Origin of the sequence: Caballeronia zhejiangensis (genome assembly GCF_022879815.1) — a bacterium.
GTDB lineage: Bacteria > Pseudomonadota > Gammaproteobacteria > Burkholderiales > Burkholderiaceae > Caballeronia > Caballeronia zhejiangensis.
The window spans coordinates 700,350-721,459 of sequence record NZ_CP084285.1; the positions used below are offsets into that span (position 1 = coordinate 700,350).

The 21,110-nt window shown below is 64.1% G+C and carries 16 protein-coding genes; 9 read left to right on the forward strand and 7 right to left on the reverse strand.

Annotated elements, in window-relative coordinates:
• The first annotated feature begins 4 nt into the window (after nucleotides 1-4).
• The 4 genes from LDZ23_RS24370 to LDZ23_RS24385 all read left to right on the forward strand — a co-directional run bounded on the left by LDZ23_RS24370 (nucleotide 5) and on the right by LDZ23_RS24385 (nucleotide 3,505).
• Entirely contained in the window at nucleotides 5-1,153 is a 1,149-nt protein-coding gene (locus LDZ23_RS24370) for a CaiB/BaiF CoA transferase family protein (RefSeq protein ID WP_008347241.1), read from the forward strand.
• 59 nt (nucleotides 1,154-1,212) lie between these two features.
• Nucleotides 1,213-2,652 (forward strand): MFS transporter, encoded by a 1,440-nt coding sequence (locus tag LDZ23_RS24375; RefSeq protein WP_244808243.1) that lies wholly within the window; start codon nucleotides 1,213-1,215, stop codon nucleotides 2,650-2,652.
• A gap of 134 nt (nucleotides 2,653-2,786) precedes the next feature.
• On the forward strand, nucleotides 2,787-3,176 hold the full coding sequence (locus LDZ23_RS24380; RefSeq protein ID WP_008347245.1) for a hypothetical protein: 390 nt from the start codon (nucleotides 2,787-2,789) through the stop codon (nucleotides 3,174-3,176).
• Nucleotides 3,177-3,244: 68 nt separating this feature from the next.
• Nucleotides 3,245-3,505: a hypothetical protein gene (locus tag LDZ23_RS24385; protein ID WP_008347246.1), complete on the forward strand. Its 261-nt coding sequence runs from the start codon at nucleotides 3,245-3,247 to the stop codon at nucleotides 3,503-3,505.
• A 25-nt stretch (nucleotides 3,506-3,530) separates the two neighbouring features.
• Here LDZ23_RS24385 and LDZ23_RS24390 read toward each other — a convergent pair whose 3' ends face one another.
• Nucleotides 3,531-3,842, reverse strand: coding sequence for a hypothetical protein (locus LDZ23_RS24390; protein ID WP_075583514.1), 312 nt, complete (start codon nucleotides 3,840-3,842; stop codon nucleotides 3,531-3,533).
• A gap of 838 nt (nucleotides 3,843-4,680) precedes the next feature.
• On the opposite strand from LDZ23_RS24390, the gene LDZ23_RS24395 reads away from it, so the two are divergent.
• The gene (locus tag LDZ23_RS24395; RefSeq protein WP_244808244.1) at nucleotides 4,681-5,838 is read left to right on the forward strand and encodes a porin; all 1,158 of its coding nucleotides are present in this window, start codon (nucleotides 4,681-4,683) and stop codon (nucleotides 5,836-5,838) included.
• Nucleotides 5,839-5,902: 64 nt separating this feature from the next.
• Here the strand turns inward: LDZ23_RS24395 and LDZ23_RS24400 are convergent, their stop codons facing one another.
• Nucleotides 5,903-8,293: an ATP-binding protein gene (locus LDZ23_RS24400; RefSeq protein WP_244808245.1), complete on the reverse strand. Its 2,391-nt coding sequence runs from the start codon at nucleotides 8,291-8,293 to the stop codon at nucleotides 5,903-5,905.
• Between the two features lie 281 nt (nucleotides 8,294-8,574).
• Between LDZ23_RS24400 and LDZ23_RS24405 the strand changes: the two genes are divergently transcribed.
• Nucleotides 8,575-10,359: a ShlB/FhaC/HecB family hemolysin secretion/activation protein gene (locus LDZ23_RS24405; RefSeq protein WP_008347254.1), complete on the forward strand. Its 1,785-nt coding sequence runs from the start codon at nucleotides 8,575-8,577 to the stop codon at nucleotides 10,357-10,359.
• Between the two features lie 20 nt (nucleotides 10,360-10,379).
• Here the strand turns inward: LDZ23_RS24405 and LDZ23_RS24410 are convergent, their stop codons facing one another.
• The 5 genes from LDZ23_RS24410 to LDZ23_RS24430 all read right to left on the reverse strand — a co-directional run bounded on the left by LDZ23_RS24410 (nucleotide 10,380) and on the right by LDZ23_RS24430 (nucleotide 16,771).
• Nucleotides 10,380-12,743 carry a beta strand repeat-containing protein gene (locus LDZ23_RS24410; RefSeq protein ID WP_244808246.1) on the reverse strand — a complete coding sequence of 788 codons (2,364 nt, stop codon included), beginning with the start codon at nucleotides 12,741-12,743 and terminating at the stop codon, nucleotides 10,380-10,382.
• A gap of 260 nt (nucleotides 12,744-13,003) precedes the next feature.
• On the reverse strand, nucleotides 13,004-13,372 hold the full coding sequence (locus LDZ23_RS24415; protein ID WP_033535897.1) for a hypothetical protein: 369 nt from the start codon (nucleotides 13,370-13,372) through the stop codon (nucleotides 13,004-13,006).
• A 125-nt stretch (nucleotides 13,373-13,497) separates the two neighbouring features.
• Nucleotides 13,498-14,781: an ATP-binding protein gene (locus LDZ23_RS24420; RefSeq protein WP_008347260.1), complete on the reverse strand. Its 1,284-nt coding sequence runs from the start codon at nucleotides 14,779-14,781 to the stop codon at nucleotides 13,498-13,500.
• Nucleotides 14,778-15,440, reverse strand: coding sequence for a response regulator transcription factor (locus LDZ23_RS24425; protein WP_008347261.1), 663 nt, complete (start codon nucleotides 15,438-15,440; stop codon nucleotides 14,778-14,780). Before LDZ23_RS24425 ends, LDZ23_RS24420 begins: the two co-directional genes overlap by 4 nt.
• Before the next feature lie 185 nt (nucleotides 15,441-15,625).
• Nucleotides 15,626-16,771, reverse strand: a complete 1,146-nt coding sequence (locus LDZ23_RS24430; RefSeq protein WP_008347263.1) for a porin — start codon at nucleotides 16,769-16,771, stop codon at nucleotides 15,626-15,628.
• A 280-nt stretch (nucleotides 16,772-17,051) separates the two neighbouring features.
• Here LDZ23_RS24430 and aldA point away from each other — a divergent pair, with 280 nt between their 5' ends.
• The 3 genes from aldA to LDZ23_RS24445 all read left to right on the forward strand — a co-directional run bounded on the left by aldA (nucleotide 17,052) and on the right by LDZ23_RS24445 (nucleotide 21,110).
• A complete protein-coding gene (gene aldA / locus LDZ23_RS24435) occupies nucleotides 17,052-18,476 on the forward strand; it encodes an aldehyde dehydrogenase (protein ID WP_008347265.1) in 1,425 nt (474 codons plus the stop codon).
• 115 nt (nucleotides 18,477-18,591) lie between these two features.
• Complete coding sequence (locus tag LDZ23_RS24440) at nucleotides 18,592-19,896, forward strand: MFS transporter (protein ID WP_008347266.1); 1,305 nt, start codon at nucleotides 18,592-18,594, stop codon at nucleotides 19,894-19,896.
• Complete coding sequence (locus LDZ23_RS24445) at nucleotides 19,893-21,110, forward strand: mandelate racemase/muconate lactonizing enzyme family protein (protein ID WP_008347267.1); 1,218 nt, start codon at nucleotides 19,893-19,895, stop codon at nucleotides 21,108-21,110. Before LDZ23_RS24440 ends, LDZ23_RS24445 begins: the two co-directional genes overlap by 4 nt.

Sequence of the window (21,110 nt, forward strand, 5' to 3'; positions counted from 1 at the left end):
CGTCATGAGTCATTCAACCCTGCCGCTCGAAGGCGTGCGCGTGATCGAGTTCACGCATATGGTGATGGGCCCGACCTGCGGCATGATCCTCGCGGATCTCGGCGCGGAAGTCATCAAGATCGAGCCGCCCGGCGGCGACAAGACGCGCAATCTGCCGGGTCTCGGCATCGGCTTCTTTCGCTCGTTCAATCGGAACAAGAAGAGCGTCGTCATCGACATCAACACGGAAGAAGGGCGTGACAGCGCGCTCGAACTGATCGGCGCATGCGATGTGCTGCTCGAAAATTTCCGCCCCGGCCTCATGACGAAGCTCGGTCTCGACTACGAAACCTTGTCGAAGGCGCATCCGAAACTGATCTACGTGTCGCACAAGGGCTTTTTGCCGGGGCCGTACGAAAAGCGTCTCGCGCTCGATGAAGTCGTGCAGATGATGGGCGGCCTCGCCTACATGACCGGTCCGGCGGGCAGGCCGCTGCGCGCGGGAACGTCGGTGAACGACATCATGGGCGGCATGTTCGGCGCGATCGGCGTGCTCGCCGCGCTGCGCGAACGCGATCTCACCGGACGCGGCCAGGAAGTGCAGAGCGCGCTCTTCGAGAACTGCGTGTTTCTCTCCGCGCAACACATGCAGCAATACGCGATGACGCGCGAAGCGCCGCCGCCGATGCCGTCGCGCGTATCGGCATGGAGCGTGTACGACGTATTCACGCTGGCCGAAGGCGAGCAGTTGTTCATCGGCGCGGTGAGCGACAAGCAATTCGTTACGCTTTGCGATGTGCTCGAACGTCCCGATCTCGCGCAAGCGCCCGAGTTCGCGACCAATGCGATGCGCGTCGCGGTGCGGCCGCAATTGCTCGCGCGGCTCGGCGAGATTCTCGCGGATCACCGCGCCCACGAGCTCGCGCCGAAGCTCGAAGCGGCCGGCATTCCCTACGCGCCGATCATGCGCCCCGAACAGTTGCTCGACGATCCGCATCTGAAAGCGAGCGGCGGACTCGTGCCGATGCAGACCGACGACGGCGGCACGACCGACGTGGTTTTGCTCCCGCTCACGATGGGCGGACGCCGCCCCGGCGTGCGGCAGCCGCTCGCGCGCGTCGGCGAGCACACGGACGAAGTGCTCGGGCAACTGACGAAACGCGTCACGGCATGAGGCATTGCGACAGGCGCATATAAAAAACACGCGCCGTCGCCAACACAGGAGACAGGACAATGCAGCCCACTTTCAGCGCGGTCGCCGAGCCGCTCGCAACGCCCGACGTTCGCGTCGCCACGACGCCCGGCGCGCAAATCTCCGCGCGCATGGATCGACTGCCGATCACGCGGCATCTCTGGATGCTCGTGTTGCTCATCTCGCTCGGCGGCTTTTTCGAAATCTATGATCTGATCTTCACCGGCTATATCGCGCCGGGCATGGCGAAGAGCGGACTTTTGCAGACGACGACGCATGCGTTCTTCGGCTTCACCGGCATTGCGGGATTCATCGCGGCGACGTTCGCGGGCTTGTTCATCGGCACGTTCTTCTTCGGCTGGCTGCCGGACCGCTACGGGCGGCGCAGCGTGTTCACGTTCTCGCTGCTGTGGTACTCGATCGGCTCCGCGATCATGGCGTTCCAGACGAGCCCCGAAGGCGTGATCTTCTGGCGCTTCGTGACGGGCATCGGGGTGGGCATCGAAATCATTACGATCGACAGTTACGTGACGGAACTCGTGCCGCAGCACATGCGCGGCCGCGCGATGGCCTTCAATCAGATGGTGATGTTCGCGGCGGCGCCCGTCGCCGCGCTGCTTTCATACTGGCTCGTGCCGGAAACCGTGTTCGGTCTCGATGGATGGCGCGTCGTCGTGCTCGCCGGTTCGGTCGGCGCGGTGATCGTGTGGTTCATCCGGCGCGCGGTGCCGGAAAGCCCGCGCTGGCTCGCGATGCATGGCCGGCTCGAGGAGAGCGAACGCGTCGTCGGCGACATCGAGCGCGTGGTCGAGCGCGAATCGGGCGCCGCATTGCCGCCGCCCGCGCCTGTCGTCGAGCGGCCGGCGCATCGGCGGGCGTCGCTCGGCGAGCTGTTCGTCGCGCCGTATCGCTCGCGTCTCGTGATGCTCATCGTCTTCAACTTCTGTCAGGCGATCGGGTACTACGGCTTCGCGAACTGGGTGCCGACGCTCTTGATCGGGCAGGGCATTACCGTGACGAAGAGCCTGCTGTATTCGTTCATCATCGCGTTCGCGCTGCCGCTCGGACCGCTCTTCGCGATGTTCTACGCCGACCGCGTGCAGCGGAAGTATCTGATCGTCGGCGGTGCGCTCGTCGTGATCGCGAGCGGTATCGCGTTCGGGCAGATGAAATCGCCCGTTGCGCTCATCGCGCTCGGCGTGCTGATCTCGCTCGCCGGCCAGACGATCTCGGTCTGCTATCACGCGTATCAGACCGAGCTTTTTCCCACGGCCGTGCGCTGCCGGGCGAGCGGAATCGTCTACTCGGCGAGCCGCGCGGGCGCGATGATGTCGGGCTTCATCATCGCGTCGCTGCTGAAGGATTTCGGCGTGCCGGGCGTGTTCATCGGCATTACGGTTTGCATGCTGCTCGTGGCGCTGGCAATCGGCTTGTTCGGTCCGAAGACCAACGGGCTGCGGCTCGAGGAGCTGAACCGGTGAATCAGGTGACGCGCGCGCGTGCGTTCGAAACGCAGTGCAATCGGACATACTTTCCGGGTCGCGGCATCCTATGCTGAAGCGGGATCAACTCCTGCTGCGCGTCGCTCCAGGCGAGCGACGCGGGCTTGAGTCAAATGAACACGCAACTCAGTGAACAATGCAGGGCGCGGCTGTATCGGCTGAAGTTCGAGACGCCTCTGGAAAGCGTCGCTTTCGTGCTCGCCGATAGCCGCGAGGCCGCTTGGCGCATCGGCAAGACGGTGATGGCGGTGGTGCACGGCGTCGGCATACAGAACGTCTCGCTGCACGATATTCGATCGTTTCGCGAACTCGTGAGCGCTGGCGTCAGCGATGACCAGGACATGCGTATCTTCGAGTTGGCCGTCGCGGGCGGAAAGGTCGCCCATTGGACGCACGCGCCTTACTTCTTCACCGACGACGCCACGCTGCTCGGCAAATGGGCCGAACTGCGCGCCGATCTCGCCGCCGACATCGCGCGCACGGCGCTTCGACGCGCGAAGTAGCAGCGCTTCGAACGGGTATATCTCATGCTGGAAGCATGTCATATCCACGGCGCGTACGGGGTGTCCGGATGATACGGTCGTACAACCACAAGGGCTTCGTGCTCGAAGTCGCGATCGAAACGAGCAGCCGGCTCGTGCCGCCGCCGGGCGAATTGCGCTATCTGGCGATCGTGACGATCAGCCGTTCCGGAAGGCCGGTCACTGCGTTCTCGCCACTCCTGATCGAGAACACACGCTATTCGAATTTCGCATCCGCCGAGGACGCGCTGATGAGCGCGCACACGCAGGCGCGCACGCTGGTCGACGAATGGGTGCGGGCGGCACTATAAATCAGCGCCGCGCGACGAACCCGGATCAGGCAGCGACGCGCCGGTTCTGTTGCCCTTCCTGCGCGTCGGCAGCGGTGGCGAGCGCGTTGTCGAGTAACGCGAGTTTGCGTTGAAGCGATGCTACACGCTGACTTTGCGACGGGACGAGGTCGTACTCCGCGTCCAGTTGCGAAATCCGCATATCCCAATAGCTGGCGGGAAGGCGATCGGAAGCCGAGTTCCCTTCGACGACACTCGAGAGAATCATTTCCAGATGCAGAAGCTCGCGTTCAGCGAGCTGAGCGGGCCGCCGCTGTCGAAATGCTGGGACGGTCGTGGCATTGGCGCTTCTTTTCATGTGGCTATATCCGGCTAAATTTTACAGAGGCCTCTATTAAAGCAAGCAGCGTTCCGCAGAGGCGATTCAAGCTCCTTCAGATTGTTTCGAAATGAAACGAGCAGAACGCCCGGTCCCGTTCTGTGCGGTAGCAAACGTTTGCGCGACGGTTACATTTAGTGAAGAACTTGTTCGCGAATTTCCGAAATTTGCCGTCACAGGACGTAATTTCGTCGCCTGATTTGCCCGTCTATCTCGCGCAAAATTTTCAAAACGTCGAGATATTTAGCGAAACATATCGCGTTACTCATTGATTCGATTCATCTAAATGCGATTCTTCCGTTCGCGGTGGGCGCGTAACCTTTACGGTCGGCATCAAGAATCGGGAAAATCGTTCGGGTACTTCGGGTAACTGAGTGATTTCGACGGCCGCTGTTCGGAGACCGTCTAAAGCGCCCGGATTAATCGCCGCGTCGGGAATAAAAACGGAGCGGCTCCCTCTCGCGAAACCGCTCCGTGTCCTCGAGATATCTGCGTGGAGATCTTCAGACCCGGGAAGCTTAGCAAAACGCCTCCGCCGCTATAAACCGCATGCGACGCAATGGACTTCTCCAGAATGCGCAGTAATAACGTCGTCGATGTGCAACAGCCATTTGGATTATCTGAGCTCCGAATCGCCGCTAAGCACTTGACCTTAAAAGATTATGAAGGGATCTGCACGCCGGTTCGCAGAATCAGCAAATGATTATTGCGCCGGATACGCGGTCACATTCAAGCGCCCGTCGCATACAGTGTGTCCCAGTTTCCCGGGCTCTTTCAGTCCCTGGAAGCTTTCGCATTAAACAGGACACAGAGAACCATGAAAAAAACCCTTCTCATCGCGGGCATTCTCGGCACCTTCGCAGCAGCAGCCCACGCTCAGAGCAGCGTCACGTTGTACGGCACGCTGGATGCCGGTCTCGTCTATACGAACAACGCCGGTGGCCATAACAATTGGCAGCAAGGCAGCGGCGCGGTTTCGAATACTTACTTCGGCCTGAAAGGCAGTGAAGATCTCGGCGGCGGGTTGCACGCGCTCTTCAAGCTGGAGAGCGGCTTCAACCTCAATAACGGCCGCTATACCGAAAACAGCACGATGTTCAACCGTCAGGCATATGTCGGCCTTCAGCACGATCAATTCGGTACGATCACGCTCGGCCGTCAATATGATTCGATGGTCGATTATCTGTCGCCGCTCGCCGAAGCAGGCGCGGGCTATGGCAATAACCTGACGGCGCATCCGTTCGACAACGACAATCTCGATCACTCGTTCTCGATCCGCAATTCGGTGAAGTATCAGAGCGCGAATTACGCGGGCTTCAAGTTCGGCGGCCTGTATGGCTTCTCGAACGACGCAGGCCAGTTCGCGAACAACCGCGCATGGAGCGCCGGCGCGTCGTACGGCAACGGCCCGCTGAACTTCGCCGCGGCCTACTTGCAGACGAACAACTCGCGCAACAACGCGAACACGGGCGGCGCGGTGTCGGCGGGTCAGGGCAACAACGCGAATCTGACGGCTGAACTGCAGCGCACGTTCGGCGCGGGCGTGAACTACACGTACGGCCCGGCGACGGTCGGCTTCGTGTGGACCAACACGCACTACGACAACCTGCTCGCCGCATCGCAAGGCGGCACGACGTTCGCGCTGCCGGGCAACTCGAACCTGCACATGAACAACTTCGAGCTGAACGGCCGCTATCTCGTGACGCCGGCATTGAGCCTCGACGCCGCGTACACGTACACGGACGGCAAGGTGACGGGCGCGAACGGCTCGGGCGATCCGAAGTGGCACACCGTTTCGCTGCAGGCTGACTACTCGCTCTCGAAGCGCACCGATGTGTACGTCGAAGGCGTGTACCAGCATGCGTCGGGCGAGCTGGGCAATGCGGGCGCCAACGTCGCGATGATCAACACGCTGTCGCCGTCGTCGACGCAGAATCAGGTCGCGGCGACCGTGGGCCTGCGTCACCGCTTCTAAGCGTAGCGTCGTAGGGAAAAGAACGGCCGCGATCCACAAGATCGCGGCCGTTTTGCATTGCGCGTTACTTCTTGTCCTGCTCCGAACGTTTGATGAGCTGGCCGATGTCGTGCCCCGCGCCGCCCGTGCCCGCGGCGAGCCGCGCCAGCGCGGTCGCGGCCGTATCGCGCCGCACGCCGCTTTCGGGGCGGAACTGCTTCGGCAGCGCCATATAGAAGGTCGCCCCGCCATCGGGCGCGCCTTCCGCCCATGCCTTGCCGCCATGCCGCTCGATGATGCGCCGCACGTTCGCGAGCCCGATGCCGGTGCCGTCGAACTTCTCGTTGACGTGCAGACGCTGGAACACGCCGAAGAGCTTGTCGACATAACGCATATCGAAACCGATGCCGTTGTCGCGCACGAAATAGACGACATGCCCGATCAGCTCGCCGACGCCATCGTGCGCGCCGACCTCGATCGTCGGCTCTTCGCGTTGCGCGCTGAACTTCACCGCGTTCGACATCACGTTCGCGAACGCGACATGCAGAAACACGTGATCCGCTTCGACGCGCGGCAACGCGTCCACCTTCCAATGCACGCGTGCGGACGATTGTTCGTCGATATCGTTCTGAATCACCGTATGCACCAGCGCGTGGACGTCGACCGTGTGCGGACGCAGCGCCGCGCGGCCGAGTTGCGCGAACGACAGCAGATCGTCGACGAGACGCCCGCCGAAACGCGCCGACGTCACGATGCGCTCCAGATAGCCGCGCCCGCGCTCCGACAGCTTTTCGCCGTCCATCTGCTTTAGCAGGTCCGCGAAACTCACGATATGCCGCAGCGGCGCGCGCAGATCGTGCGACACCGTGTATGAAAATCCTTCGAGTTCGTGATTCGCGCGCCCGAGTTCCGTCGCGAGCTGCGCAATTTCCTCCGCGCGCCGCAACACGATGCCGAGCACGGCGGCGCGAAATTCCAGCGCGATCTCGCGCTCGGCGGGTCGCCACGGCAGCGAGCGGCCGCGCACGACATCGGTCCAGGTATCGAAGCTCACGCGCGGCGAAAGCGACGCGGCGAGGCCCGTCAGCTTCGCGCGCGGATCGCCCGCCCATTCGATCGTCTGCACGACTTCGCGGCGAAACCAGATCACGTAATTGCGGTAGATCTTCGAGATCGACACCGCGAGAAAGCCCGCGACTTCGGGCGAATCCGCGAGCGCGGGGCAATCCTGCGAAGCGCGGTCGGACATCACGACGTCCTCGCTCTGATTGTCGAGCCAGTCGACGAGCGCCGTGACGCTGTGCGCGTTCGGCGTCACGCCGATGAGCGACGTGCGTCCTTCGAAGATCACCGCCGCGCCCGACGAGCGCGTGAAGCCGAGCAGATCGGAGGCGTCGCTGACGAGCGCTTCGACGAAGCTGTCCGTGTTCGCCATCGACGACAGCAGCTTCGAAAGCATGCGGCGCAATTCGAGCCGGTAATGCGCTTCGGCCTGCGTCTCGCGCGCTTCGATCTGCAGCGAGACGATCTGCGCGACGTGCTCGCACGCAGTGCGGACTTCGAACGGCGGCAGACGCGGCGTCGCGTGATGACAGGAAATGAGGCCCCAGAGCTTGTCGTCGACGAGAATCGACATGGACATCGACGCGAGTGTGCCCATGTTGCGCATGTATTGCAGATGCACGGGCGACACGCTGCGCAAGGACGCGTACGTGAGGTCGGTCGGGCGGCCCGTCGCCGGATGCAGCGCGGGCACGAGCGGCGCGGCTTCGTAGTTCGCGTTCGATATGAGCCGAATGCGATTCTTGCGATACAGCTCGCGCGCCTGCGCGGGAATGTCCGATGCCGGAAAGTGCTGCTTCAGATACGACGGATAGCCCGGCTCGACGCTTTCCGCGAGCACGTTGCCGTTGCCTTCCTCGTCGAACTGATAGACGAGCGTGCGGCCGAAACCCGTGATGCGCGCGATCTCGTTCGCGGCGAACTGGCAAATCTGCTCGACGGTGTGCATCGATTGGACATCGCTCACGAAGGAGCGCACGAGCGGATACATCGTCGAGAAGACGTCGGCGGTGTCGCGCGCCGGCTCCACTTCGACGAACAACAGCCCGTCATGCCGATGCACGACGATCGCGACGGGACCGTCCGGCGTCCATCCGTCGAGCACGACGTTGCCGACGTGGATCGCCGCGCCGTCGCGCGTGAGTTGCTTCAGTCCCGCGCTCGCACGTTCGGCCGCGTGCTGGCCGAGCACCGTCGAGAGCGCGCGGCCGAGACACGCTTCGGGCGCGATGTGCGCGAGCTGCGCGACGTTGGCGCTCGCCTGCAGGATGTGGCAATGCGCGTCGACGCTGAAGAGCACGCCGTGAGGCTGAATGCCGCCGGGAATGTGGATCGGCTCGCGCGCGCATTGCGCGTAGACCGATGCATCGAGCGAAGCGGAATCGGTGATTTCTGCGTTGGAGGTTTTGTCCATCCTCGTCCTGACAATGCGGTTCGGCTGCTCATCGCGCCGATCATCTCCGAATCATAGATGCGTTGCGCGGTCGGAAGAAAGGCCAATGTCGCTGCGGTGTTTTCTACTGGCTCGGCCGTTCACGTCGAGTCATTTCTACGCGCGTTCGCGACGCTAACAGGTACGGTGCGAGCATCTTTCTCTCGCGACCGGTCATGCGCGCCCGACGCATGAAACGTTCCGCTCCGTGCGCTGATAACATGCGGGGCCAACCTACGCGGCCGGCGCCGAGGAGACATGATTTGAACCGCACACGCGTCGCCGCGACGGTGCTATCGACCGCGATCGCCTGCATCGTTGCCGAACGCGACGCCGCCGCGCAGTCGTATCGCGATGTCGCGCCGATTGCGCCGCCCGCCGAGCAGCGTCCGCGCGCGTCGCCGTCGCCGCCCGAGCCGAGCGACGACTCGCACAGAATCGCGCTTCAGGATCTGCGCGGCATCGCGTTCGTGCGTGCGGATGCTACATCAGATGCGACGCAATCGGGCGCGAACGGCGCGATCACGTCGACGGGCGCGCCTTTTCTCACGCCCGATTTTCTCGACAGCTTCTCCGCCGATCTCCACAAGCCGCTGACCTTCGCGCGTCTCGCGGAAATCCGGCGCGCCGTCGTGCAACGTTATCGCGCGGCGGGCCAGCCGCTCGTCGATGTGTACGTGCCCGAGCAGGACGTGAGCAATGGCGTCGTGAAGATCGCCATCGCGGAGTTTCGCGCGGGGCGCGTGATGCCGAAGGGCAACCGCCATTTCTCCGATGCGCTGCTCGCCCGCGAGATGCCGCTCGCGCGCGGCGAGCCGATCCGCGAAGCCGATGTCGCCGCGGGACTCGCGTTGCTCAACGCGAATCCGTATCGGCGCGTGGACGTGATTTATGCGCCCGGCACCGCGCCCGATACGACCGACGTCGTGCTGCAAACCGAAGACCGCTTTCCGTTCCGCATTTACGGCGGCTATAACAACGACGGCGTGCGCGACCTCGGCCGCGATCGCATTCTCGCGGGATTCGATTACGGCAATCTGTTCGGCATCGATGCGCGCATCGGCTATCAGATGACCGCGAGTAACGATCTGTTGAGCGGCAATCCGGATATCGAAGGGCGGCCCGATCGTCCGCGCTACATCGCGCACGCGTTCAATGCCGTTGCGCCGTTGCCGTGGCTCGATCGCATCGAGTTGTTCGGCGTGTTCGCGCAGAGCACGCCGCGTTTACCCGACAGTTACGGACAAACGGGTCTCAGCGCGCAGCTCAGTTTTCGTTATGACTGGCGTCTGCCGCCGCTCGACAACGCGGGCGCGTGGCAACAGCAAGTGCAACTCGGCTACGACTTCAAGCGCTCGAACAACGATCTCGAGTTCGGCGGCTTTCAGGTGTTCAATGCGAACACGCATATCCATCAGTTAGTGATCGCCTACGATCTTTCGAATAGCGATGCATCGGGCGATACGCATCTGAACGCAGCGCTCTTCGCGAGTCCCGGTTACTTCGACAGCAACAGCAACGACGAAGCCTACGATGCCGCTCGTCTCGGCGCGAAGCCGCGCTATCAGTACATGCAGTTGTCGGCGCAGCGTGACATGCCGCTCGGCAAGTCGGGATTCTCGATATCGGCGCGCGGATTGTTGCAGTGGACGGGCAGCACGCTATTGCCGAGCGAGGAACTCGGACTCGGCGGCGATGCCACCGTGCGCGGCTACGAGCCGTATTCCGCGCAGGGCGATCGGGGATGGAACCTGCAAACCGAATTGCGTGCGCCGGCGATATCGGCGGGAAGCGCGGGACTCGCGGGACTCGCGGGATTGGCGGCGATGCAGCCGTTCGTGTTCTTCGATGCGGGTCACGTGTGGAATCGCATCGCGGAATTCGGCGAAGTGAACAATGCTTCGCTGGCGAGCGTCGGTGTGGGCGTGCGTGTGCAGGTCGGAAGGTTCGTCAGCTTTCGCGGAACGTATGGGTTTCCGTTGAAGGCGGTCGTGCCGAACGGATCGAAGGCGCCGGTGGGGGAGATATTCCTCGTGATCGGAAGCTGACGATCCGCTCGGCACGCCCCTCAAGGCTGCGCCTGCTGCCACTGCAAAACGGGATGCGTCGCGCCGGTAGGCATCGCCCAGACGCCGCCCGACGGAATGCCCCAATCGAGGAAATTCGACGCATTGCTCATCTGCGCGGTCGTGAGCCCGTTCGAGTCCGGCGGCGTCGTGCCCGAGTTCGAACCGGCCGCGCTCGTGCGGATCGTCGTCTCCTTGTTCCAGTAGACGTTGTTGTGAATCGCGCCCTCGTTGTACGCCGCGATACCGCCGTATGCGTCGCCCGGAGGCCCGCCGCCGCCGACTTGCCCCACGGCGAAGGACTCGTTGATGACACCCGTCGCGCCGTTGTCGAACACGAGCCCGCCGCCGCCGAAGCTGCCCACGCCGCCCGTCGCATACGACTGCATGATCAGTCCGTTGTTGTACGCGACGAGCCCGGCGGTCTGGCCGTGATTTCCGGCGTACGTCGTGCCGGTCGCATACGACTGCACGATGGTGCCGTTATTCACGCCGACGAGCCCGCCCGCAGGAATCTGATAGCCGACATCCGCCGTGCTCGACGAGCGCTCGATGATCCCGTTGTTCACGCCGACGAGCCCGCCCGCGCCCGCGCCGCCGAAGCCGTTCTGTCCGACGCCGCCCGTCGTGTTGACGTACGTGACGAGGCCGTCGTTCTGGCCCGCGAGCAAACCGTACGCGCCCGACGCGTAGCCGCCCGTGCTCGAGTTCGTGAGATTCAGATCGCGCACGACGCCGTTCGCGCCGATCACGCCGAACAGGCCCTGACGGTCGTCGTTGAGATTGGGCGTCGACGCGAGCCTGTCGATCGTGTGGCCGAAGCCGTCGAACTGTCCGGTGAACGGCGTCGTCTTCGAGCCGATCGCCGTGAAATAGTTCGGATACGACGTCGCGCTCGCGTCGATATCCTTGCCGAGCGCGTAGTTGCCCGCGAGATCCTGCGTCACGTTCGAGAGATCCGCGAGATTGTTCACGAGCCGGTACGCGGTCGCCTGCGTGCGCACGCCGCTGTACGGCGCGGCGGTCCATCCGCTGTTCGTGAGCAGCGTGCCCGGCGCATAGCTGCCGTTCATGTCGTAAAGCGCGCTGACGATGCCGCCGCTCTTCGACCAGTCGATCGTGCCGCTGTTCGCCACGCCGCCGCCGTTGTCGATGCCGCCCGAATCCGCGCGCAGCGTGAGATTGCCGTTGCCCGTGTTGCCGATGGTCGCGCCCGCGCCGATGGCCACGCTGTGCGCCGCGCCGAGCGTCAGCGACGCGTTGCCGTTCCACTGGACGTTGCCGCCGACGTTCAGATCGCCGCTGCTCGCTTCGACATCCACCGATGTGCCGTTGGCAAGGCCGCGCGCGAGGGAATCCGCGTTCGCCTGATCGACGGTGAACGACGGCGCGCCGAGTTTCCATGTACGCGCCGTCACGTTCGCGCCCGCGACATCGAGCGTATTCGCGCGCGTTTCGACCGTGCCGCCGCTGCCGTCTGCGTTCGTCGCGGCGAGCGTGCCGTTCGCGTGGACCGCGCCCTGATCGGCGACGAGCCAGACGTGGCCATCGCGCGTCGCGGTGCCGGTCGCGCGGATCGCGCTGCTGTTGCCGGCGAGCGCGTACACGTTGCCATCGGCGGCTTGGAGGCTCGCCTGCGCCGCCCGAATCACGCCGCCGTTCATCGCCGTGCCGCCGCTGCCCGTCTGCACGGAAACCTGCTGTCCACCGGATGAATCCTGCAGAAGCACCTGATTGCCGCTCGCGATTTCGACCGTGCCCTGCGGCGCGTTGATGCTGCCGCCATTCACCGCCGCCGTGCGCGACACGAGGAACACGTCGCCGCCGCTCGATCCGATCGTGCCCAGATTGATGACCATGCCGTTGCCGCCGCCCGAAAGCGTGAGCGGGCCGCCCTGCATGAACGCATCGTTGCCGATGTCGAGCGCCGACGCAACGAAGCGCCCGCCCGTCGCGACGACGCCGCCCGGCCCGACCAGCACGCCCTGCGGATTGACGAGATACACGCTGCCCGTCGCGTTGAGCTGGCCGAGAATGACCGAAGCATTGCCGCCGGTCACGCGATTGAGCGTCGCGCCGCTGCCGTTGTTGAACGTGACCTGCCTTCCGCTGCCGATGGAAAAGCTGTTCCAGTCGATGACACCGCGCGTCGTCGTCTGATTGATGGTGAGCGTCGAACCGGTGCCGCCGCCGCTGATCGCGCCGCTGCCCGCGACGAACTGGCCGCCGGCGGGCAGCGGCGGCGCGGCATCGGCGATGCTCGCGCAAGTCAGGCCCGCGACGATCGGCACGAGGATCGCGAGCGGGCGCAGGCGCGCACGACGAATCGCGGTTTGAGAAACAAGCGGACGAATGCTGCGCTGCATGGCGACCTCCAGTCGGTGTCGATTGTTGTCATCGTTTTTGGCCGCTGACGGTGTAGCCGCTTTTCAGCCCGGCGATTGGGGACATCGGCGGGAGGCGCGAACATCGACGTGCGAGCAGGCGCGCCGATGGTATCGCCGCGCCCTGAGCGCCAATGTGGGGTTCCGCACATTCCGCCAGCGCAAAAAAATGTCCGTGCCCGCGCGCGAGACGCGCCAAGGCACGCGCGCGGCGCGGCACGGAAATTGATCGGAGGAACGCGTTAGTGCGACGGCTTTCGTCCGCTCGACAACTCGATCCAGCACTCGTGATAGATGCGCTGCACGAGCACGCTTTCGTAGTCGAGATCCTCGCCTTCGAGAATGCGTTCGATGTCGCTGCGCGAGGCGTCGGCGTCAAGCATCGTCGAGAAGCGCGCGGCGAGCGCGTGCGCCGCCACCGAAAGCCGCGCGGTCTCGATCCAGTCGGCCGCGCGATGATGCCGGTCGAGCCAGCGATGCGCGGCGCGCACCTGAAACGACGTATCGGGCCATTCGCCTTCGATGTAGTACGCGCCGAGCAATCCGCACGTGAGCCAGCAGAGCAGATGCACGCGGTCATCGGGGCCGAGGGGATAGCGCACTTGACTCATGATGGCGGCATCGGAATGCCACGTCGGAATGACGCATCGACGATAGCACGCCGCGCGTGCGCCGGACACGCGCGGGCGCGTATGGTCCGGCGCGTCGTGCATGTCGCTTCAGGCAGCCGACGCCTTCAGATCGTGACGGTCACGACGAGCCCGCGCGGCGCGGCATCCGCGAGTTCGATCGTCGCGCCGATGCGCGCCGCGATCGTGCCGACGATCGAGAGCCCGAGGCCCGAGCCGTTCGCGTCGCCGCCGAGCACGCGATAGAACGGATCGAAGACGCGCGCGCGTTCCTCGGGCGCGATGCCCGGCCCGCTGTCCGCCACGCGAATCCACGGCCGCGCATTCGAAACGCCCGCCGCGAGATCGACGCGGCCGGCCGCCGGCGTATAGCGAATCGCGTTGTCGACGAGATTTTTCACCATGATGGTGAGATCGGCTTGCGGCGCGTGGATGAACACGTCGTCGCTCGTCGATACGCCGATGTCGATGTCCTTCGTCTCCGCGAGCGGCATCAGATCTTCGAGAACATTGCGGAAGACGTCCTGCACGCGCAAACGCGCGGTATCGGCGTCGGTGCGTTGCTGCAGGCGCGCGAGCGTCAACAGTTGATGCAGCAGCGAGCGCGTGCGCGCAAGGCCGCGCCGCAGCGCGTCGAGCCGTTCGCGCGCGCTGTCGGGCAACTCGGCGGCGTCGAGGCGCTCGGCCTGCAGCGACAGCGCGGTCAGCGGCGAGCGCAGTTCATGCGCGGCATCGGCGACGAAGCGGCGCTGCAGCGCCACCGACGCCTCCACGCGCGCGAGCAGCCGGTTGATCGCGACGACGAAGGGCGCGATCTCGCTCGGCAGCGCGTCGCGGGAAAGCGCGGAGAGATCGTGTTCGGGCCGTGTGTCGAGACTCGCCGACAGCGCGCTCAACGGCCGGAACTGGCGGCGCACGATCAGATGCAGCGCCGCGAGCAGCACGAGCGCGAGCGCGGCGAAGGGCATCACGGTGGCGAGCGCGCCGTTGCGGGCGATCTCGTCGCGGCCCGCCGTCTGCTGGCCGATCACGACGCGCGTGCCGTCATCGAGCGTCTTCACGACGAGTCGCCAGCGCGTGCCTTGGACGATGGCGTTCTGCAGGCCGTCGCGCAGATCGGACGCGACCGGCAGCGGCGCTCGCTCGCCGATCGTCTGGATGACGAGCTTCGACTCAGGATCCGCGCCGTCGACGCGGCCGAGCGCTTCACGCTGCATCGTCGCGAGCGTGCGCGGCGTGACGAGCGCGGCGACCTGCTTCAACTGGCCGTCCTGCAATTCGTTGGCCTCGTGGAAAGCCGTCTGGAACGCGATGACGCCGCCCGCCGCCGCGATCGCGACGATCAGCGCCGACAGCCAGGCCGACAGCCTGAACTGAAGCGAACGCGTCATGGCTGCTTCGAGACCATCCAGCCGACGCCGCGCACGTTCTTGATGGCCGTCGCGCCGAGCTTCTTGCGCAGCGAATGGATCAGGAATTCGACGGCGTTGCTTTCCACTTCCTCGTTCCAGCCGTAGATGCGGTCTTCGATTTCCGCGCGCGAGAGAATCGCGCCGGGGCGGATCATCAGCGCTTGCAGCAGCGCGAATTCGCGGCTGGAAAGTCGGATCGCGATGTCGCCGGAGGTGGCTTCGCGCGTGGCCGGATCGAGCGTGAGCACGCCGTTCGACATGATCGGCGCGGCCTGCCCGCCGCGGCGGCGGATCACCGCGCGCATGCGCGCTTTGAGCTCGGAGATGTCGAAGGGCTTGATGAGGTAATCGTCGGCGCCTTCGTCGAGTCCGCGAATGCGTTCATCGACGGAATCGCGCGCGGTGACGATGATGAGCGGCACGTGATTCGCCCCGCTGCGCACGGCGCGCAGCACCGCGAAGCCATCGGCGCCGGGCAAGCCGAGATCGAGCAGGATCGCGTCGTAGACGTGCGTGTTGAGCGTCGTGAGCGCGAGCTTGCCGTCGCGCACCCAGTCGACCGCGTAGCCGCCGTCGCGCAGTTCGTTCTGAACCGATTCGCCGATCATGCGATCGTCTTCGACGAGCAATACCCTCATGGCGTGTCTCCGGGCAGTCATGGCGTCCGACGGCGGCGCGCGGGGGCTGGGGCGAGCGTGTGATTCATCTTGCGGCGTCTTGGCGTTCGGGAAAGCCGCAAGATTAGAAGACGAAAGCTTAGGAAATGCTTAGGAATTTTCTGTCCGCGTTTAATACGCGGACAGCGATTTCATCGATTCGACCGTCAGAACGCGTGCCGCAACGCGACGCGCGCGACGAACTGCTCCGAATTCGACGACACACCCTGCGTGCCGGGAATGAACGCCTGATCCATCACCGAACCGGTCGAACTGCCCGCGATCTTCTGATAGACGCCCTGCACGTACACATCGGTGCGCTTGGAGAGGAAGTAATCCGCCATCAGACCGGCCGAATGGATGTGCGGCTTCACGGTGCCGGCGGTCGAGTCGTACGTTTCCATCGAATAGACGTACTGACCGCCGACGAAGAACGCCGGCGTGAACTGATACTTCCCGTTCACTTCGAAGTTCTGATAGCGCAGGTTGTTGAGCGTGTTGCCCGCCGATGCCAGCGACCCGCCGATATAGCCGTTCGTCACCGGATCGCGATAACTCGAGTTCGTGTACGCGAAGCCCGCCGTCGCCTTGCCGAACGTGTAGTTCACGCCCGCGCCGAAAATCTGCATGCGCTGCGCGATGAAGCTCGCGTCGTTCGTGGCGATTGCGCCGTTCGGGTTCATGCCGACGCCATCCGCGCGCAAGTAAGCCGCGCCGATCAGAAGGCCGCTGTTCGCATACGACGCGCCGATGCTGTACTGCCGGTTGTTCGCGAAGTTCGTGTCGTTGCTGAAGCTGTACGTGCCGCCGAACCTGAAGCCGCCGAACGACGGGCTCGCGTACTTGACCGTGTTGTTCACGCGGAACGAGTTGTCGGTGTTGTCGTTGTCGAACGGATGCGCGAAGAGATAGCCGGCGAAGTTGCCGTTGGCCGTCGTCGGCGCGAGATAGTCGACCACCGAATCGTACTGACGGCCGAGCGTGACCGAGCCGAGACGGTTATCGGTGACGCCGACGTAGGCCTGCCGCCCGAACATGCGTCCGCCCTGGCCCGCCGCGCCGTTGCTCAAATTGATGCCGCTTTCGAGCTGGAACACGGCCTTCGTGCCGCCGCCCAGATCTTCGACGCCGCGCAGGCCCCAGCGGCTTCCCGACGCATAGCCGCTCGTCAGCTCATAGACACGATTCCCGCCGACATTGCTCGTGTAGTCGAAGCCTTCATCGAGGACGCCAAACAGGGTGACACTGCTTTGAGCATGAGCTGAAGTCACGATACAGGCGAGCGAGGCGAGGGCGATTACTTTGATTCTCATGAAAGTCTCAAGTCTTTTACTTATTCGTCAAGAAGTCCTAGCCATGAGGCTCGGCGAGGACGGCGAGCGACGGATTGTGCGCGATTAAAGGGACGCCGCAAAAGGATTTAGTCGAACAGCGAGCGCGAGTTTTTTGAATGTTTTTCCAGCGAATTCTTCGCTTGTCGTTGCAGCGCGAGGCACGAAAGAATGGCCCGCAAATGCGTTGCCTTGTCGCAGCGGTCGTCCGATTTCCCGGCGGCCGGGCGTCGTGGCGCGCAGCGATCAAGGAAACCGCCACATGAAGCCAGAACGCAATTTTGTGAACGGACGTTTCATCGAGCCCGTGAGCGATGACGTCACCGCCGTCCTGAATCCCGCGACCGAAGAGGTGCTGGGCCACGTTCACAATGCGTCGCGCGAGCAGGCGCTGCTCGCCGTCGATCAGGCCGCCGACGCGCAACGTCTGTGGCGCGCGATGCCTGCCGCGGAGCGCGGCGCGCATATGCAGCGCCTCGCGGATGCCATCGTCGAAGCCTCCGCCGATATCGGCGCGGCGCTCGCGGCCGAGTCCGGCAAGAGCCTGCTCGACGCGACCAACGAAGCCGTCTACGCCGCGCAGATCACGCGCTATCACGCGGAATGGGCGCGCCGCATCGAAGGCGAAGTCATTCCGAGCGATACGCCGAACGAAAATCTCGTGCTGCATCGCGAGCCGATCGGCGTTGTCGCGTGCCTGATCCCGTTCAACTTCCCCATCTACACGCTGATGCGCAAGGTCGCGCCGGCGCTGATCGCGGGCAACACGGTCGTCGTGCGTCCGAGCAACAACACGCCGCTGTCGGCGTTCGAACTGGCGCGCGCCGTCGAGCGTGCGGCCTTGCCCGCCGGCGTCATCAATGTGCTCGCGATGGATCACGCGACCGCCGGGGTCGTCTGCACGCATCCGAAGGTCGGCATGATTACCTTGACGGGCAGCGTCAACGCGGGCCGCAAGGTGCTCGAATATTGCAAGGCGAACATCGCTAAACCTTCGCTGGAACTGGGCGGCAAGACGCCCGCGATCGTCGAGCCGGACGCCGATCTGCAGAAGGCCGCGCGCGAACTCGTCGCATCGAAGCTCACGCACAGCGGTCAGCTTTGCACGGCGATCGAACGCGTCTATGTGCACGAGCGCATCCACGACGAATTCGTCGGCCTGCTGCGCGAGCAGATGAAGGCGAAGGCGATCGGCGATCGCTACGAGGACGCGAGCCACATGGGTCCGCTCGTGAACAAGGCATCGCGCGACGGCATTCACGCGATGGTCCGCCGCGCGATCGAAGCGGGCGCCACGCTGGAAACCGGCGGCGAAGTGCCGGATCGCAAGGGCTTTTTCTATCCGCCGACGCTGCTGTCGAACTGCCGTCAGGACATGGAAATCGTGCAGGAAGAGACGTTCGGCCCGGTGCTCGCGGTGCTGAAGTACGCGACGATCGACGAAGCGATCGCGATGGCGAACGATCATCAGTTCGGCCTTTCGTCGGTGCTCTACACCGAGAACTACCGCACGGCGATGAAGGTCGCGAATTCGATCGAAGCGGGCGAGTTGTACATCAACCGCACGCCCGCCGATCCGTATCAAGGTTTTCACGCCGGCTGGAAGCGCTCCGGCATCGGCGGCGACGACGGCAAGCACGGCATGCTCGAGTTCACGCAGACGCGTCTCGTCGTCATGAAGTACTGATTCTCGCGGCCGTTTCCGGCCGCATTCCTTTTCTCACCCTCCACAAAAACATAGTGAAGGCCCAGCCGCGCGGCGTCCGCACGCCGCGCGCCGCTGCCCTTCGAGGAGCACGCCTGTGTCATCGAATCCCGCTCAATCCGGCCAAAGCGTGGCGACGCCGCGCGAAGGCACGCGCGCCGACCGCTATATCCAGCTCGCGCTGCTCGTCATCGCCGCCGGCGCCATCTATCCGATTCTGTATCTGCGACAGGTGTATCAGCCGACGATGCTCGAAGTCTTCCATATCACCGAAGCGCAACTCGGCTATCTCTACTCCGCGCTCGGCACGATCTTCCTCGTGTGCTATTTGCCGAGCGGCTGGCTCGCGGATCGCGTCGCGCCGCGCCTGCTCATCAGCTTCTCGCTGATCGCAACGGGCGCGCTCGGGCTGTGGTATTCCACCGCGCCGTCGTTCGCCTCGCTGATCGTGATCTTCGGCGGATGGGGCCTGACGACCGGCCTCACGTTCTGGGCGGCGATCATCAAGCGCGTGCAGACGATCGCCGCCGCCGACGAGCAAGGCCGCTTCTTCGGCTTTCTCGACGGCGGGCGCGGCCTGATCGAAGCGCTGCTCGCGACCATCGCGATCGGGCTGTTCGCCTGGGTCACGCAGACGCGCGGCGATTCGACGGTCGCGGGCTTCCGGCTCGTCGTCTACATGTACGCGTTCCTGTGCATCGGGCTCGGCGTCGTGCTCGGCCTCGTGCGCGATCCGCAAGGCGCGCAGGCGGCGGCTGCGGCGAAGCGCGAAAAGCGCAATGTGCTGCGCGATCTCATCTCGCTGATGAAGAATCCGCAACTCGCGCTGCTTTCCGCGATCGTCTTCTGCGGCTATCAGGTCTTCTGGTCGACTTACAGTTTCTCCGCTTATCTGCATGAGAAGGAGATCGGGCTGTCGGTGGTTCTGGCCGGCTTCATCACGACGCTGAAACTCTGGATGCGCCCGATCGGCGGCATCGGCGGCGGCTTTCTCGGCGATCGCTTCTCGAAGACGACCGTGCTCATCGTCGCGCTCTTCTCCGCATCCGCCGCGCTCATCGTGCTGATGGCCGCGCCCGGCATTTCGAGCCATGTGCTCGTCGCGGTGCTCGTGCTGTTCATCGGCGTGATGACGTACGCGATTCGCGGGCTTTACTGGTCGCTGCTCGATCAATGCAAGGTGCCCGCCGAAACGATGGGCCTCGCGATCGGCCTCGTGTCCGTCGTCGGCTATTCGCCCGATGCGGTGCTGCCGCTCATCAACGGCTATCTGACGCAGAACTATCCGGGCGTGTACGGATATCAGCTGTACTTCGGTTATATCGCCTTCATGTCCGCGCTCGGCGGCGTGGCGGCCATCATGTTCAAACTTCGACTCAGGAAGCTGGGAGCGCAACAGTGAAGATCGCCGCACTGGAAACACATATCGTCGCCGTGCCGCCGCCGCATATCGGCGGCATGTACTGGATTTTCGTGAAGCTGCGCACGGACTGCGGCATCGAGGGCGTCGGCGAGATTTATTCGGCGACGTTCCATCCGAAAGCGATGGCGCCGATCATCGAAGACGTGTTCGAGCGCTATCTGCTCGGTCACGATCCGCATCATGTCGAGCGCTTCTATCGCGAGGCGTATTCGAGCGGCTTCACGCAGCGCCCCGATCTCACGATGATGGGCGTCGTCAGCGGCCTCGAAATGGCGTGCTGGGACATCATCGGCAAGGCGGCGGGCAAGCCCGTCTACGAACTGCTCGGCGGACGCGTGCATGAACGTCTGCGTTCGTACACGTATCTTTATCCGAAGAACGCGCGCGGCGAATACGACTACGACGATCCCGATCTCGCCGCCGAATGCGCCGCGCACAACGTCGCGCTCGGCTTCACGGCCGTCAAGTTCGATCCGGCCGGCCCGTACACCGCGTATTCGGGGCATCAGATTTCGCTCGAAGTGATGGACCGCTGCGAGACGTTCTGCCGCAAGGTGCGCGAGGCGGTCGGCAGCAAGGCCGATCTGCTGTTCGGCACGCATGGTCAGATGGTGCCGTCGTCGGCGATCCGTCTTGCGCAGCGCCTCGAGAAGTTCGATCCGCTGTGGTTCGAGGAACCGGTGCCGCCGGGACAGGAAGACGCGATGGCGCAAGTCGCCGCGAAAACCAGCATTCCGATCGCGGCCGGCGAGCGCCTCACGACGAAGTACGAGTTCTTCAAGCTGCTCGAAGCGAAAGCCGCGTCGATCCTGCAATTCAACGTGGGACGCGTCGGCGGTCTGCTCGAAGCGAAGAAGATCGCGAGTCTCGCCGAGGTGTACTACGCGCAGATCGCGCCGCATCTTTACAACGGTCCGGTCGGCGCGGCGGCGAGCATTCAGATCGCCGCGTGCTCGCCGAACTTCCTGATTCAGGAAAGCATCGAGACGTGGGGCGGATTCCACGCGGAAGTGCTCAAGACGAAGATTCGCTGGGAAGACGGCTACATCATTCCGTCGACGGAGCCGGGCCTGGGCGTCGAACTGAACATGGACGTCGTGCGCGCGCATACGCCGTACACGGGCGAGCGTCTGCATCTGCAGATGGCCGCGAAGCCCGCCGACGTGAAAGATCTCGCGCCCGCCAAGGGCTGA